Origin of the sequence: Serratia sp. C2(1), assembly GCF_036352655.1 — a bacterium.
Lineage (GTDB): Bacteria > Pseudomonadota > Gammaproteobacteria > Enterobacterales > Enterobacteriaceae > Serratia > Serratia inhibens.
Genome location: NZ_JAZFBA010000005.1, coordinates 158,856 through 174,783 on the forward strand (window position 1 = coordinate 158,856; position 15,928 = coordinate 174,783).

At 57.0% G+C, this 15,928-nt stretch carries 12 protein-coding genes and 1 other RNA gene (1 of these 13 running past the window's edge); 10 read left to right on the forward strand and 3 right to left on the reverse strand.

Annotated elements, in window-relative coordinates:
• From V2S86_RS21975 to dppF, 7 genes are all read left to right on the forward strand, one after another.
• Window positions 1-55: non-coding RNA, RtT sRNA (locus V2S86_RS21975), on the forward strand; it begins 174 nt to the left of the window's first position.
• Between the two features lie 388 nt (window positions 56-443).
• Window positions 444-2,135, forward strand: coding sequence for a glycosyl hydrolase family 18 protein (locus tag V2S86_RS21980; RefSeq protein ID WP_330764129.1), 1,692 nt, complete (start codon window positions 444-446; stop codon window positions 2,133-2,135).
• A 601-nt stretch (window positions 2,136-2,736) separates the two neighbouring features.
• Window positions 2,737-4,344 (forward strand): dipeptide ABC transporter periplasmic-binding protein DppA, encoded by a 1,608-nt coding sequence (gene dppA, locus V2S86_RS21985; protein WP_330764130.1) that lies wholly within the window; start codon window positions 2,737-2,739, stop codon window positions 4,342-4,344.
• 169 nt (window positions 4,345-4,513) lie between these two features.
• Entirely contained in the window at window positions 4,514-5,533 is a 1,020-nt protein-coding gene (gene dppB, locus V2S86_RS21990) for a dipeptide ABC transporter permease DppB (protein ID WP_330764131.1), read from the forward strand.
• An 11-nt stretch (window positions 5,534-5,544) separates the two neighbouring features.
• Complete coding sequence (gene dppC / locus V2S86_RS21995) at window positions 5,545-6,447, forward strand: dipeptide ABC transporter permease DppC (protein WP_330764132.1); 903 nt, start codon at window positions 5,545-5,547, stop codon at window positions 6,445-6,447.
• A 15-nt stretch (window positions 6,448-6,462) separates the two neighbouring features.
• Window positions 6,463-7,443 carry a dipeptide ABC transporter ATP-binding protein gene (gene dppD / locus V2S86_RS22000; protein WP_330764133.1) on the forward strand — a complete coding sequence of 327 codons (981 nt, stop codon included), beginning with the start codon at window positions 6,463-6,465 and terminating at the stop codon, window positions 7,441-7,443.
• Window positions 7,440-8,429 (forward strand): dipeptide ABC transporter ATP-binding subunit DppF, encoded by a 990-nt coding sequence (gene dppF, locus V2S86_RS22005; protein ID WP_330764134.1) that lies wholly within the window; start codon window positions 7,440-7,442, stop codon window positions 8,427-8,429. The genes dppD and dppF overlap by 4 nt, the downstream gene beginning before the upstream one ends.
• Window positions 8,430-8,752: 323 nt before the next feature.
• Here the strand turns inward: dppF and bcsG are convergent, their stop codons facing one another.
• Genes bcsG through bcsE form a run of 3 tightly spaced genes read right to left on the reverse strand, consistent with a single transcriptional unit; the run spans window position 8,753 to window position 12,163 of the window.
• The gene (gene bcsG, locus V2S86_RS22010) at window positions 8,753-10,405 is read right to left on the reverse strand and encodes a cellulose biosynthesis protein BcsG (RefSeq protein ID WP_330764135.1); all 1,653 of its coding nucleotides are present in this window, start codon (window positions 10,403-10,405) and stop codon (window positions 8,753-8,755) included.
• The gene (bcsF, locus tag V2S86_RS22015; RefSeq protein ID WP_065505684.1) at window positions 10,402-10,605 is read right to left on the reverse strand and encodes a cellulose biosynthesis protein BcsF; all 204 of its coding nucleotides are present in this window, start codon (window positions 10,603-10,605) and stop codon (window positions 10,402-10,404) included. The genes bcsG and bcsF overlap by 4 nt, the downstream gene beginning before the upstream one ends.
• Window positions 10,592-12,163 (reverse strand): cellulose biosynthesis protein BcsE, encoded by a 1,572-nt coding sequence (gene bcsE / locus V2S86_RS22020; RefSeq protein WP_330764136.1) that lies wholly within the window; start codon window positions 12,161-12,163, stop codon window positions 10,592-10,594. Before bcsE ends, bcsF begins: the two co-directional genes overlap by 14 nt.
• A gap of 217 nt (window positions 12,164-12,380) precedes the next feature.
• Here bcsE and bcsR point away from each other — a divergent pair, with 217 nt between their 5' ends.
• From bcsR to bcsA, 3 genes are read left to right on the forward strand one after another with little or no spacing between them, the layout of a single operon-like run.
• Window positions 12,381-12,572 (forward strand): cellulose biosynthesis protein BcsR, encoded by a 192-nt coding sequence (bcsR, locus tag V2S86_RS22025; RefSeq protein ID WP_330764137.1) that lies wholly within the window; start codon window positions 12,381-12,383, stop codon window positions 12,570-12,572.
• A gap of 3 nt (window positions 12,573-12,575) precedes the next feature.
• Complete coding sequence (gene bcsQ, locus V2S86_RS22030; RefSeq protein ID WP_330764138.1) at window positions 12,576-13,298, forward strand: cellulose biosynthesis protein BcsQ; 723 nt, start codon at window positions 12,576-12,578, stop codon at window positions 13,296-13,298.
• Window positions 13,295-15,898, forward strand: coding sequence for a UDP-forming cellulose synthase catalytic subunit (bcsA, locus tag V2S86_RS22035; protein ID WP_330764139.1), 2,604 nt, complete (start codon window positions 13,295-13,297; stop codon window positions 15,896-15,898). The genes bcsQ and bcsA overlap by 4 nt, the downstream gene beginning before the upstream one ends.
• Window positions 15,899-15,928 lie beyond the last annotated feature (30 nt).

Sequence of the window (15,928 nt, forward strand, 5' to 3'; positions counted from 1 at the left end):
GCAACGGCCCGCAGGGCAAGCATCAAAGATGCGCGTAATCCTCTCTCGCCAACCACATTTAAGAAACCTGCTTTTTAAGCAGGTTTTTTTTCGCCTGGAGTTTGTGTTTTGCACTCAGCGTCCAGAACTCACTTTTCCCCATGAAAAACATTTACCCTTTCTCACTAATTAATTCACTCTCCTTATTTCTGGCTGTTTCCTTTATCCATTTTTAAATAAATTCATCGTTACCCAATAAAACCCGGTTGATAGCGCTATTGTTTTGTCGGTGGTTTTATCTATAGTCTGATTACATACAGCGGAATTAATTAATTCCCGCTGTGTGGCAAGATAGTTAATATTTTTTATTTTAATCGGCCAACATTATTGCGGCATTTTTTTCGGCAATAGGCGGCCATCATTAATTCTTTTACGTTTATCCTCTTGGAATAAAGGAATCAGTTATGCGCAAATTTAATAAACCGCTGTTGGCGTTGCTGATCGGCAGCACGCTGTGTTCTGCGGCGCAGGCCGCTACACCGGGCAAGCCAACGCTGGCCTGGGGTAATACCAAGTTCGCCATTGTCGAGGTTGATCAGGCGGCGACGGCTTATAATAATCTGGTGAAAGTAAAAACTGCCGCGGATGTTTCCGTTTCATGGAATTTATGGAATGGCGATACCGGTACCACGGCCAAAGTGCTATTAAACGGCAAAGAGGTCTGGAGCGGTGCGTCAACCGGTGCTTCGGGCACGGCAAACTTCAAGGTTAATAAAGGCGGCCGTTATCAAATGCAGGTGGCATTATGCAATGCGGAAGGTTGCACCGCCAGCGACGCGACTGAAATTGTGGTGGCGGATACCGATGGCAGCCATTTGGCGCCGTTAAAAGAACCGCTGCTGGAAAAAAATAAACCTTATAAACAAGATTCCGGCAAAGTCGTCGGTTCCTATTTCGTTGAATGGGGCGTTTATAACCGTAATTTCACCGTCGACAAAATCCCGGCGCAGAACCTGACGCATTTGCTGTACGGCTTTATCCCGATCTGCGGCGGTGACGGCATTAACGACAGCCTGAAAGAGATCGAAGGCAGTTTCCAGGCGCTGCAACGTTCCTGTCAGGGCCGCGAAGACTTCAAGGTGTCGATCCACGATCCGTTCGCCGCGCTGCAGAAAGGGCAGAAGGGCGTCACCGCCTGGGATGACCCCTACAAAGGTAACTTCGGCCAGCTGATGGCGCTCAAACAGGCACGTCCCGATCTGAAAATCCTGCCGTCTATTGGCGGCTGGACGCTTTCCGACCCGTTCTTCTTTATGGGCGATAAGGTGAAGCGCGATCGCTTCGTCGGTTCGGTGAAAGAGTTCCTGCAGACCTGGAAGTTCTTTGACGGTGTGGATATCGACTGGGAATTCCCGGGTGGAGAGGGCGCTAACCCGAAACTGGGTAGCGCGCAGGACGGGGCAACCTACGTGCAGTTGATGAAAGATTTGCGCGCCATGCTGGATCAGCTTTCGGCGGAAACCGGCCGCAAGTATGAGCTGACCTCCGCCATCAGCGCCGGCAAGGACAAGATCGACAAAGTGGATTACAACACCGCGCAGAACTCGATGGACCACATCTTCCTGATGAGCTATGACTTCTACGGCGCGTTCGATCTGAAAAATCTCGGCCATCAGACCGCGCTGAAAGCGCCGGCCTGGAAACCGGACACGGCTTATACCACGGTTAACGGCGTCAATGCGTTGCTGGCGCAGGGCGTGAAGCCGGGCAAAATTGTGGTGGGTGCGGCCAAGTACGGCCGTGGCTGGACCGGCGTGAGCGGTTACCAGAACAACAATCCGTTTACCGGCACCGCCACCGGGCCGGTGAAAGGCACCTGGGAAAATGGCATCGTGGATTACCGCCAAATCGCCAACGAGTTTATGAGCGGCGAATGGCAGTACAGCTATGACGCCACCGCAGAAGCGCCTTATGTGTTCAAGCCGTCTACCGGCGACCTGATCACCTTTGACGATCCGCGCTCGGTGCAGGCGAAAGGCAAGTATGTGCTGGATAAGCAGTTGGGGGGGTTGTTCTCCTGGGAAATTGACGCCGACAACGGGGATATTCTGAACAATATGAATACCAGCCTGGGCAATAGCGCCGGCGCGCAATAATTCGGTTGTAGCACGTTGCCGGGGGATATCCTTTCGCCCCCGGCTTTTTGACAGACGAAAGTTTTTTCACGTCGCACAGATTGTGACGTCATAGGGCGCAAAAAAGACAACTCCGCCTCACCCTTTCGAGTAATGAATCAGCATTTCATCCTGTTTTTAACCTAGATAACGCAAATAACCGTTCAGATATTCATCATTCAACAACAAACTTTTTTAGTTTTTTCTCGGAGTTAAATACCAATAACTTTCATAAGAGCAGCCTATCGAGCTAAAAATGCCCGCATAGCATAATTTTTAATGCTGCAACTGTTAAAAAAAGGTTTTTTTTATGTTTGTTTGCTGTTTCTCACAGTCTGTGTAAATCCCTACTGGTTATATTGACGACACCCCAAACAGTTGGCAATTTGGTAGCCTCAGGGGTAAGTTCGAGAGTTGTTTGAGTGAATTCCACGCGCTCAGACGCCCCGTCGGGATGCGTTCTCCCCGGCTCTCGCGCGCGTTTATCCCTTCTGCCTTCGGGCACCGACTGCACAGGCCGCGCAAAAAAAAATATAGGGTCTGGCAGTAATACACACATCACATCACATAACGGAGCACAGCGATGACAAGTTCCTTGGGAAAAACAGGGATTCTGAAATTCGGGATTGGGCTGATTGCGTTGACCGTCGCGGCCAGCGTGCAGGCAAAAACGTTGGTTTACTGTTCTGAAGGGTCCCCGGAAGGGTTCAACCCGCAGCTGTTCACCTCGGGTACCACTTATGACGCCAGCTCGGTGCCCATCTATAACCGTTTGGTCGAATTCAAAATCGGCACCACCGAGCTGGAGCCGGGTCTGGCCGAAAAATGGGACGTCAGCGAAGACGGCAAAACCTACACTTTCCACCTGCGTAAAGGCGTGAAGTGGCAGAGCAGCAAAGACTTCAAACCGACCCGCGATTTCAACGCCGACGACGTGGTGTTCTCGTTCGAACGCCAGTTGGATGCGAACAATGCCTATCACAAAGTCTCCGGCGGCAGCTATGAGTACTTTGAAGGCATGGACATGCCGAAGCTGATCGCCAAAATCGAGAAAGTGGACGATAACACCGTGCGCTTCGTGTTGAACCGTCCGGAAGCGCCGTTCCTGGCCGATCTGGGCATGGACTTCGCGTCCATCCTGTCAGCCGAATACGCCGATAACATGATGAAAGCCGGTACGCCGGAAAAAGTGGACCTGAACCCGGTCGGTACCGGCCCGTTCCAACTGCTGCAATACCAGAAAGACTCCAAAATCCTGTACAAGGCGTTCGAAGGCTACTGGGGCACCAAGCCGAAGATCGATCGTTTGGTCTTCTCCATTACGCCTGACGCCTCCGTGCGTTACGCCAAGCTGCAGAAAAACGAGTGCCAGGTGATGCCGTTCCCGAACCCGGCCGACATCGCTCGCATGAAGCAGGACAAAACCATCAACCTGATGGAAAAACCGGGGCTGAACGTCGGTTATCTGGCGTTCAACGTCGAGAAAAAACCGCTGGATAACCTGAAAGTGCGTCAGGCGTTGACCCTGGCGGTCAACAAGCAGGCGATCATCGACGCGGTGTATCAGGGCGCCGGCCAAGCGGCCAAGAACCTGATCCCGCCGACCATGTGGGGCTATAACGACGCGGTGACGGATTACACTTACGATCCGGCCAAGGCCAAAGAACTGCTGAAAGAAGCCGGCATGGCAGACGGTTTTGCCATCGATCTGTGGGCGATGCCGGTACAGCGTCCGTACAACCCGAATGCGCGTCGCATGGCGGAAATGATCCAGAGCGACTGGGCGAAAATCGGCGTGAAAGCCAAAATCGTGACCTATGAGTGGGGTGAATACCTCAAGCGCGCCAAGGCGGGCGAACATCAGACGGTGATGATGGGCTGGACCGGCGACAACGGGGATCCGGATAACTTCTTCGCCACGCTGTACAGCTGCGCCGCAGCGAAAGATGGCTCCAACTACTCCCGCTGGTGCTACAAGCCGTTTGAAGATCTGATTCAACCGGCGCGCGCCGAATCGAACCACGACAAACGCGTAGAACTGTACAAACAGGCTCAGGTGGTGATGCACGATCAGGCTCCGGCGCTGATTATCGCCCACTCCACCGTGTACGAGCCCGTGCGTAAAGAAGTGAAGGGTTACGTCGTGGATCCGCTTGGTAAGCATCACTTTGAGAACGTCTCTCTAGATTGATTCTGGCCCTTCGGCCGGGGTGCACAAAAGGACTTGGCAGGGGCGCAACAGGTTGCGCTTCTGCTGAGCCGTCCCCGGCGTATGGCATCAGGGTTGTTCAAAGTGTGTGAGCTTTAATAAGCCTGGCGGACGATGAGCTGCCGGGCATTTTATACAGAGAGTTCGGGATATGTTGCAGTTCATACTCCGACGTTTGGGGTTAGTTATCCCAACGTTTATCGGCATAACGTTGCTGACTTTTGCATTCGTCCATATGATCCCGGGTGACCCGGTGACCATCATGGCCGGGGAACGCGGGATCTCCGCAGAACGCCATGCGCAGTTGATGGCGGAAATGGGGCTGGATAAGCCGCTCTATCAACAATACTTCACTTACGTATCCAACGTGCTGCATGGCGATTTGGGTACCTCCCTTAAGAGCCGCATCTCGGTGTGGGAAGAGTTTGTTCCACGCTTTAAAGCCACGCTGGAGCTCGGTTTCTGCGCGATGATCTTCGCCGTGCTGGTGGGCATTCCGGTTGGCGTGCTGGCGGCGGTCCGGCGGGGGTCGATATTCGATCACACCGCCGTGGGCATTTCGTTGACCGGCTATTCGATGCCGATTTTCTGGTGGGGCATGATGCTGATCATGCTGGTATCGGTGCAGCTCAACCTGACGCCGGTATCGGGGCGGGTCAGCGATACGGTATTCCTCGACGATAGCCTGCCGCTGACCGGCTTTATGCTGATCGACACCCTGATCTGGGGCGAACCGGGCGACTTCAACGATGCGGTAATGCACATGATCCTGCCGGCCATCGTGCTTGGCACCATCCCGCTGGCGGTTATCGTGCGCATGACGCGCTCCTCGATGCTGGAAGTGCTTGGCGAAGATTACATTCGCACCGCACGCGCCAAGGGCGTGAGCCGTATGCGGGTGATCGTGGTGCATGCGTTGCGCAATGCCCTGTTGCCGGTGGTGACGGTCATCGGCCTGCAGGTCGGCACCATGCTGGCCGGCGCCATTCTGACCGAAACCATCTTCTCCTGGCCGGGCTTGGGGCGTTGGCTGATGGACGCGCTGCAACGTCGCGACTACCCGGTCGTCCAGGGCGGCGTGTTGCTGGTCGCCTGTATGATCATTCTGGTTAACCTGCTGGTAGACGTGCTCTACGGCGTGGTCAACCCGCGTATTCGCCACAAGAAATAAGGGGCGCTCTAATGTCTCAAGTCACTGAGCCTGTAGTTAAAGGTGCGCCGAAGCCCATGAGCCCGTTCCAGGAGTTCTGGCACTATTTCAAGCGCAACAAAGGGGCCGTCGTCGGCCTGGTTTATATCGTTTTGATGTTTGTGATTGCCATTGGTGCCGGCGTACTGGCGCCGCATGCCCCGGCGGATCAGTTCCGCGACGCGCTGCTCAGGCCACCGGCCTGGCAGGAAGGGGGCAGCTGGCAATATTTCCTCGGTACCGACGATGTGGGTCGCGATGTGCTGTCGCGCCTGATGTACGGCGCGCGGTTGTCGCTGCTGGTCGGTTGTCTGGTGGTGGTGCTGTCGCTGATCATGGGCGTGGTGCTGGGCCTGTTGGCCGGTTACTTCGGCGGCGTGGTGGATGCGATCATCATGCGCATCGTCGACATCATGTTGGCGTTGCCAAGCCTGCTGCTGGCGCTGGTGCTGGTGGCGATCTTCGGCCCCTCCATCGTTAACGCCTCGCTGGCGCTGACCTTCGTCGCCCTGCCGCACTATGTGCGTCTGACCCGCGCGGCGGTGCTGGTGGAAGTGAACCGCGACTACGTCACGGCCTCACGCGTGGCGGGCGCCGGCGCGATGCGTCAAATGTTTATCAACATCCTGCCAAACTGCCTGGCACCCTTGATCGTCCAGGCTTCTCTTGGCTTCTCGAACGCCATTCTGGATATGGCCGCTCTCGGCTTTCTGGGCATGGGTGCGCAACCGCCAACGCCGGAGTGGGGCACCATGCTCTCCGACGTGCTGCAGTTCGCCCAAAGCGCCTGGTGGGTCGTGACCTTCCCCGGCGTGGCGATTCTGCTGACGGTGCTTGCATTCAACCTGATGGGGGACGGCTTGCGTGATGCTCTCGACCCCAAACTCAAGCAGTAACAGAGGACGAGAGAGATGGCGTTATTAAATGTAGACAAGCTTTCGGTGCACTTCGGTGACGAAGGCACCCCCTTCCGTGCGGTAGACCGTATCAGTTACAGCGTTGAGCAGGGCCAGGTGGTCGGTATCGTCGGCGAATCCGGCTCCGGGAAGTCCGTCAGTTCGCTGGCGATCATGGGCTTGATCGATTTCCCCGGTAAGGTGATGGCCGAAAAACTGGAGTTTAACGGCCAGGATCTGCGCAAGATTTCCGAAAAAGAGCGTCGCCAACTGGTGGGCTCGGAAGTGGCGATGATCTTCCAGGACCCGATGACCAGCCTGAACCCCTGCTACACCGTCGGTTTCCAGATCATGGAAGCGTTGAAGGTGCATCAGGGCGGCAATCGCAGTACCCGCCGCCAGCGGGCTATCGATCTGCTGACCCAGGTAGGTATCCCCGATCCGGCCTCGCGGCTGGACGTGTACCCGCATCAGCTTTCCGGCGGGATGAGCCAGCGCGTGATGATCGCCATGGCAATCGCCTGTCGGCCGAAGTTGCTGATTGCCGATGAACCGACTACGGCGCTCGACGTGACCATCCAGGCGCAAATTATCGAACTGCTGCTGGAGTTGCAGCAGCGCGAGAATATGGCGCTATTGTTGATCACCCACGATCTGGCGCTGGTAGCCGAAGCGGCGCACCATATCATCGTGATGTACGCCGGCCAGGTGGTGGAGTCCGGCAAGGCCGCAGAGATCTTCCGCGCGCCGCGCCATCCCTACACTCAGGCGCTGCTGCGTGCGCTGCCGGAATTCGCTGCCGACAAGGCGCGCCTGGCTTCGTTGCCGGGCGTGGTACCGGGCAAATATGACCGCCCGAGCGGGTGTTTGCTCAACCCGCGTTGCCCGTACGCCAATGAGCGTTGCAGCAAAGAGGAGCCGGAACTGCGCAGCATTCCCGGCCGTCAGGTTAAATGTCACACACCGCTGGATGATGCGGGGAGGCCGACCGTATGAGCCAGAATCAACCCTTATTGCAGGCGATTGACCTGAAGAAACACTATGCGGTCAAGAAGGGGATATTTGCCCCGGAACGGCTGGTCAAAGCGCTGGATGGCGTTTCCTTCACCCTCGAGCGCGGCAAAACGCTGGCGGTGGTGGGCGAATCAGGTTGTGGCAAATCAACCCTGGGCCGCCTGCTGACGATGATCGAAGTGCCGACGGCCGGCGAACTGTACTATCAGGGGCAGGATCTGCTGAAGCCGGACGTCACCGCCGAGAAGCTGCGGCGCCAGAAGATCCAGATTGTGTTCCAGAATCCATACGGATCGCTCAACCCACGCAAAAAGGTTGGGCAGATCCTCGAGGAACCGTTGCAGATCAACACATCGCTGAACAGCGCGGAGCGCCGTGAAAAGGCGCTGGCGATGATGGCGAAGGTCGGGCTGAAAACCGAACATTACGATCGCTATCCACACATGTTTTCCGGCGGCCAGCGCCAGCGTATCGCCATCGCGCGTGGGCTGATGCTGAACCCGGACGTGGTGATTGCCGATGAGCCCGTGTCTGCACTCGATGTGTCGGTGCGTGCGCAGGTGCTGAACCTGATGATGGACCTGCAGCAGGATTTGGGGCTGTCCTATGTGTTCATTTCACATGATTTGTCGGTGGTGGAGCACATTGCCGACGAGGTGATGGTGATGTATCTCGGCCGTTGTGTAGAAAAGGGCAGCAAAGACGCCATTTTCAATAACCCACGCCATCCGTATACCCAGGCGCTGCTGTCTGCCACGCCGCGTCTGAATCCGGATATGCGCCGCGAGCGCATCAAGCTGACCGGTGAGTTGCCCAGCCCGATGAACCCGCCGCCGGGCTGTGCATTCAACGCCCGCTGCCGTCGCGCCTTCGGGCCATGCACCCAACTGCAACCGCAGCTTAAGCAATACGGCGAACAGATGGTGGCCTGCTTTGCGGTCGATCAGGATGAAAATCCCGGCGTATAAGTCTGTTATTGCTGATCATTAATGTTAACGCCGGCATTTGCGCCGGCGTTTTTTTTGGCTAATGCCCGGAGTGATTAATTTTATTTAATGAATAATTATTCTGGGTATATTCATAAAAAATTATTTTATTAGCGTCATTTTGAAAAAATATTATTTATATTCGGAATTTACTTAGTGAAATGATGATAGCCCTCTCTCTATTAATTAGCCTGATATTTAATGGCTGGCGATTCAGCGCTGTAACTCCCCTTTATTCTACAAGCCATAAAAAAAGCACGCCCGAAGGCGTGCCTGAGAATTAACTGCAGGATTGGCCGTAGCGTTTACTGCGGATAAGGCACCCAATCGCCGCCGTTAAGGCGAATGTACGACTTACCCTGGTATTGCATCACAATGGCGTTATCGTTCTCCGAGATAGCCGGCGTTTGCGGCAGATTCTGCGTCAGCGCCTGCCAGTCTACGCTTGGCGCGGTGAAGGCTTTGCCGTCTACCAGGCGAGACACCAGTTCAGAGAGCGCCAGATAGCTGCTGGGCGTTTTAATCTGCAACGGGCTGCCCTGATGCGGCGCTGTCATGCCCACCAGTTTGATGCCGACCGGCGTATGGGTAATGTTCGGGCTTGGGATATCACGCAGGCCGGACATCTGCATTTTGTCGCCCACCAGCGCCGCGCCGTGTTCCGGCACAATCACCACCATCACTTTACGCCCGGACTTCTCCAGCTGTTCCAGGAAGGTATTCAACTGGTCAAACAGCTTTTGCGCCCGCGGCTGATAATCCGCGCTCTTGTTCGAGCCGACGAAGCGGTTGCCGTCATGCAGCGGAATGATGTTGAAGAAGGTGGCGCTGCGGGTATCCCCGGCTTTTTGTTGTTGATCCAGCCAGCGGGTGAGCAGCTCCAGATCGTTGTAAATCGGCTCGCCGTCGAAAGAGGCCAGTTCATTGCCGATACCGGCTTGCGACATCAGCGGCGCCTGCAGATCGCCCTGCTCGCGCAACTCTTTGAGGAAATTGCCGAACACGCCCGAGTGGTCCAGCATCAGCTGTTCTTTAAAGCCAAGTTTAGCAAGATTATCAAATAGATAGCACTGCTGATTCACCGGTTGATACAAATCGTGATGCGAAGGTTGGCCGCAACTGGCGCGCAGCAGACGGATAGCGGCCGGGCCGCTGTAGGCGGTCGCCGAGTTGAAGCTGTCGAACATGATGTCCATTTTCGACCACAGCGGATGGTTCTGCAGGTTGATCGACTCCATATCGGCCCAGGCCAGCGAACAGATATTGATCACCAGCAGATCAAAGGGCTGGGCGTCGGCCGGCAGGGTGGCCGGGAAGGCGGTGGCGCGGGATTTTTCCCGATCGTAAAACTGATTCAGGTAGGCCGTCAGATTGGCGCTGGTCGGCGGCGCGCTGTCGGTCGGGGCGTTGTCACCGCCGGCTGCGGCCGGGGCCGTCGCAGCCGGCGTGGTGGTGGCTGCGGTGGTGTTGGCGGGCAGCAGCGACGCGGCCGGGCCGGCGATGGTCAGGACGTTCAGCCACACCAGCGCCCCCACGGTGAAGACCGTGACGCGCACCCACTGGGCCAGGAACAGATAGGCAATCAGCAGTACGAAGGCGGCGCCGATCATCTGCCAGTTGATAAAGCGGTTCACCAGTTCCAGCAGGTATTGGGCGCTGAAGCCGGTTAACTGCGAGCCCTGGCTGAGAATGCTGTTAATGCCCGGCAACCAGGTATCGTAATAGAACAGGGCGATACCGACAGGAATGGCGACATAGTGCCGCCAGCGGTGCAGACGCAGCGCCGGTATCGGCATCAACAGGAATGCCATGAACACCAGGTTCGGCAGCGGGTGGAAATTCAGGTAGCCGAACCACAGCAGGGCGAATTTGGCCAGGAAGTAGTAGTTCCAGCCGCCGAGCCCGCGCCAGTAGCGCCACAGAGAGTTATCGGGTTGGGTGTTGTTTTTTGGCTTCATGGCTGTTTCTTATGCTTAATCTGAGATGAAGAACCTTCGCGCACCCATAACCCAGAGGATTTTAAATAACGCGGTGATAAAAACAGGTTTTGCCAATATTGACGCCAGCGCGGGAAACGGCGGTGAAAGAAATAGCCCAGCGGAATAAAAATGATCGCGCACAGCAGGATCAGCTGCACGATATCGTTAAGGTTCAGCATGCTTGTTCTCCTGTGCGCCGGTGGCCAGCGTGAAGGCTACCGGTTGACGGCGTTCCTGCGGGCTGTCAGCCACGGCGGCGCTCTGGCGCGGCGCGGACGGCGTGGTGGCCTGCGGCGCTAACGGAATATTGGCGTTTTGCGCCAGCCGTTTGATTTCTGAAGTAATATCCACGTCCTGGTGCCATACCACCCGGTTGCTGAACGCCTCGTTTACCGGCAGGCGGAAGATGAATTTCAACGCGGTGTCCAGATCGTTAATCCGGCAAGTGGAGAGGAACAGCACCAGCCGTCCTTGCACCACGGTCATTACGTCGCCGAAGCGGCGCAGATGACACAGGGTCATCGCCTGTTCGGCGCGCAGCCCCGGCACAGGGCGCAGCGCGACCATCACGCCTTTGCCGTCTTCCGGCAGCAGCGTGTTGTTCATCAGCGAAATGACGGCCTGGCTGAAGTCGTCCGGACGCATATAGCCTTTCAATTGCAGCGGCCGCAAGCCGTGCAGCAGAGCGTCGATATCCGCCGGAACATGGCGCGAGAAGCGTTGCCCCTGGATGCCCTCCAGCATGGTCAGAAAGCGTGACAGCGGCGCAACGTGCGGCACAATCAGGTTGGCACCGCAGGCCAGCAGCAGGCGTTCATCGCTGTAGCGCAGGCTGGCGCTCATCTCTCGCACCACAATTTTCAGTCCGTTACCGCGTTGGCGGCGCAGGCTGTGAATTTGATGTGCCAGTGCGTCGATTTCATCGCTCTGATAGAGCGCAAATATCAGCGTTGCCGAGAGCGTCAACATGCCGTGTTGAGCAAGTTGCGCATTGCTTTCCAGCAGTTGCCAGTTGGCCGACAGCGGCGGCGCGCCTTCAAGAATGCTTTGCTGCGCCAGATAGAGGCCTTCGTCGCTGCGTATGGCCGTTGGCGAGGGTTGATTACCGTCGTCGTCCCCCTGCCAGCCGTTTTCGCCGGCGAACAGCGTCAGCATCTGGTTGGCGTTGATGCCGTTTTTCGTACACCACCAATTCACCAGATACTGTGCGCTGTCTTGCTGCCACTGCAGACTGGACAGGCCGTTAAGAATGCGGTGCTGGGTGCTGAGCTGCCCTTTGAGTTTGTTCACGCCACTGCCATGGCTGAGGATCAACAGGGTGCACCCTTGGCGATGCAGCCAATGGCCGGTGGTACGGGCCCAATCGCGCAACTCTTCGGTCGTGAAGGTTTGCCACAGGCTGGCGTGGGCCAGCAGGAGTAATAAGCGGTTTTGCGGTTTTAAGGCGCGCATCAGATCATCGCAGAAATGCGTCAGCGCCGCTTTTTTCTCCGGCAACTGGTACAGCGGAATTTTTTTCAGCGCGGGGGAAGCCAGCTCAGCCAGCAGTTTGTCGGGTTTTTCTCCGCTGCATATCAACGCGACCTGGCTGGTTGCGGCCTGGGCAGCCAGAGTTTGTTGGCAGAGCAGAGTGGCATCAGTTTGGCGGTCGACATTCACCCAATAAAGCCCAGGGGATTGCATCACTGACAGTTCTTCCCAAATCTGCCGAATACCTAATGAGAAAGATTGCGCCATAGGATATTTTTCTACTTTCGTTGAAAGTGTCGTCGCGGGCAACTGAGTATTGCTAGTCAGTCATCGTATCATTGGGATCAATAATAACAAATCTGACAATCTGTGTAATAATATCTGTTAAGAATCATCTTATTGGTTATGTGTTTTTTTTTAAGTTGCTCTTTTTTTTACATTGCTATAGTTAATTAACATTAGCCTATTTTTAAAAGGCGGCAGAATGAATAATCAATTAACGCGCTTTCACGCGGTGGTATCGCCGGAAACTCAGGACGATCTGCTGGCCCTTAGCGAGGCATTTGCTCTGCCAACATTAAGTTATGTCGATATTTCGCGTCAGGAACGATTAACGCAGATGATGACGCGCTGGCCATTGCTGGCCGAATTGGCGCAAACAACAGGGAGCCGTTAGTTTATGCCGGTAATTGCGCTGCAAGGGCTGCGAGGCGGGATGGGGGCGACGTCAGTCACGGCGGCGCTCGCCTGGGCATTACAACAGTTGGGCGAGTCGGTGCTGGCGATTGATTTCGCGCCGGATAACCTGTTACGCCTGCATTTCAATACGCCGTTTGAGCTGGCTCGCGGCTGGGCCCGCGCAGAGCAGGACGGCGGCGGCTGGCAGCAAGGTGCCATGCGCTACTGCGAAAAACTCGATTTTCTTCCTTTTGGCCGGCTAACGGCCACGGAACGACTGAATCTGCAATCCCCGGCTCGCTGGCAAGATAATCTGGCGCAGTTGGCCGCCGGCGGTCAATACCACTGGATCCTGCTGGATGTGCCGGCGGATGATGGCGTGCTGGCACGGCAGGCGTTGGCGCTGGCAGACAGCGTTTTCATGCTGATCGCCCCGGACGCCAACTGCCAGATCCGCCTGCATCAACAGGCGCTGCCGGAAGGTTGCCGCTTCCTGATTAACCATTATTTTGCCGCCAGTCAGTTGCAGCAGGATCTGCATCAGCTGTGGCTGCAAACGCTGGGTGGCCTGTTGCCGGTGGTTATTCACCGCGATGAGGCGATGGCCGAGGCGCTGGCGGCAAAACAGCCGCTGGGTGAGTACCGCCCCGAGAGCCTGGCTGCCGATGAGGTGCTGACGCTGGCCAACTGGTGCCTGATCAATCTCAAGGATGCGGCGCCATGAGCCGGATGATAAGCCTACTGCTGGTGCCGCCGGTCTATCAGGCGGTGCAGACGCGCTATCGAACCTACCGCCGTAACGGATCCTCGGCCTTTAGCGCTTTCTTCGCCACGTTGCTGGTGGCGTTGGGCTGGGTTTTCCTGCGTTTTGAATCCCCGGGCTGGCAGCGGGTGCGTGCCGGCCGTGCCTATTGGTTCCCACATCTGTCCTTCATCCGCCCGCGCCCGGCAGATGGGTTGCGTTATCTGTTGCAGGGGCTGTGGCTGCTGCTGTTTCGCACCGGTCGCGCCCCTATGGGCCGTCATTATTTCGCCGGTTGGCATCGCCTGCAATTGCGCTATGCCAACTGGTTGCAAAGGCTCCCGCACCGGTTGCAAAGCGCCGGGGTAGAGCAGCGTTCGGTGGAGCGCCTGAGCCAGATGAGCCGACGCATGCGCCGCGTGCTGTTTATTATTGTCGGCGTGCTGGCGGCGATCCTCGCCATGCTGTGCATTTCGCAGCCCTTCGATTTGCCGGCGCAGTTCGTGTTTGTGGTGCTGCTGTGGTGCATTGCGATGGTGGTGCGCCGGGTACCGGGCCGCCTGCCGGGGCTGATGCTGATTGTGTTGTCGCTGACCGTTTCCTGCCGCTACCTTTGGTGGCGCTATACCGCCACGCTGAACTGGGACGATCCGCTCAGCCTGACCTGCGGCCTGCTGCTGCTGGCGGCGGAAACTTACGCCTGGGTGGTGCTGGTGCTGGGGTATTTCCAGACCGTCTGGCCGCTTAACCGCCAGCCGGTGCCGCTGCCTGCCGACAGCACCACCTGGCCGACCCTAGATCTGCTGGTACCGACCTACAACGAAGATCTTGGGGTGGTGAAGCCGACCATTTACGCCGCGCTGGGCATCGACTGGCCGAAAGAAAAGGTCAATATCTACATCCTCGATGACGGCAATCGTCCCGAATTCAAAGCCTTCGCCGCAGAGGTAGGGGTGAAGTATATCGCCCGGCCGACCCATGAGCACGCCAAGGCCGGCAACATCAACAATGCGTTGAAGCAGGCCACCGGCGAGTTTGTGGCGATTTTCGACTGCGACCACGTACCGACGCGCTCCTTCCTGCAATTGACCATGGGTTGGTTCTTCAAAGACAAGAAGCTGGCGATGTTGCAGACCCCGCATCACTTCTTCTCGCCGGACCCGTTTGAGCGCAACCTCGGGCGCTTCCGCCAGACCCCGAACGAAGGCACGCTGTTCTACGGCCTGGTGCAGGACGGCAACGATATGTGGGACGCGGCCTTTTTCTGCGGCTCTTGCGCCATCCTGCGCCGCAGTGCGCTGGATGAGATCGGCGGCATCGCGGTGGAAACCGTCACCGAAGATGCCCACACCTCGTTGCGTTTGCATCGTCGCGGGCACACGTCGGCCTATATCCGTATTCCACAGGCTGCCGGGTTGGCGACCGAAAGCCTGTCGGCGCATATTGGCCAGCGCATTCGCTGGGCGCGCGGCATGGTACAGATTTTCCGGCTGGATAATCCGCTGTTCGGCAAGGGGCTGAAACTGGCGCAGCGGCTATGCTACGCCAACGCCATGTTGCACTTTTTGTCCGGTATTCCGCGGCTGATTTTCCTCACCGCGCCTTTGGCGTTCCTGCTGATGCACGCCTATATCATCTTTGCGCCGGCGCTGGCGATCGCGCTCTATGTGTTGCCGCATATGATCCACGCCAGCCTGACCAACTCGCGTATCCAGGGTAAATACCGTCACTCCTTCTGGAGCGAGATCTATGAAACGGTACTGGCCTGGTATATCGCCCGGCCTACCACGGTGGCGCTGTTCAATCCGCACAAAGGCAAATTCAACGTGACCGCCAAAGGCGGGCTGGTGGAAGAGGAGCATGTCGATTGGGTGATTACCCGGCCTTACATGTTCCTGGTGGTGCTCAATCTGGCGGGATTGATCTTCGGCATCTGGCGGTTGGGTTACGGCCCAACGGACGAGATCATGACGGTGATCATCAGCCTGGTGTGGGTGCTGTACAACATGACCATTCTCGGCGGCGCGGTGGCGGTGGCGGTGGAAGCCAAGCAGGTGCGCCAGGCGCACCGCGTGGAGATTGCCATGCCGGCCGCGATAGCCCGTGCCGATGGTCACCTGTTCCCTTGCACGCTGCGCGACTATTCCGACGGCGGGGTAGGGATTGAAATGCGCGTATCCGATGCGCTGAAAGAGGGGGACAAAGTGTCGCTGCTGTTAAAACGCGGCCAGCAAGAATACAGCTTCCCGTGCATGGTCACGCGCGCCTTCGGCAGCAAGGTGGGGATCCGCATGGTCGATCTCAGCACCCGTGAACATATTGATTTCATTCAGTGCACCTTTGCCCGCGCCGATACCTGGGCGCTGTGGCAGGACGGGTTCCCTGAAGATAAACCGATCGAAAGCCTGCGCGACGTTCTGGCGTTGGGCTTTCGGGGATATCTGCGCATGGCGGACTATGCGCCGCCGATGGTGCGAAGCCTGCTGGTCGGATCCACGACGCTGATTGCCTGGATAGCGTCGTTCATCCCGCGCGGCGTAGGCAGGAACCCGGCTTTCAGCCAAAAAGAGACAGTGGTATAGGCAAACCGGCCGCTCACTTGCCTGGCTCCC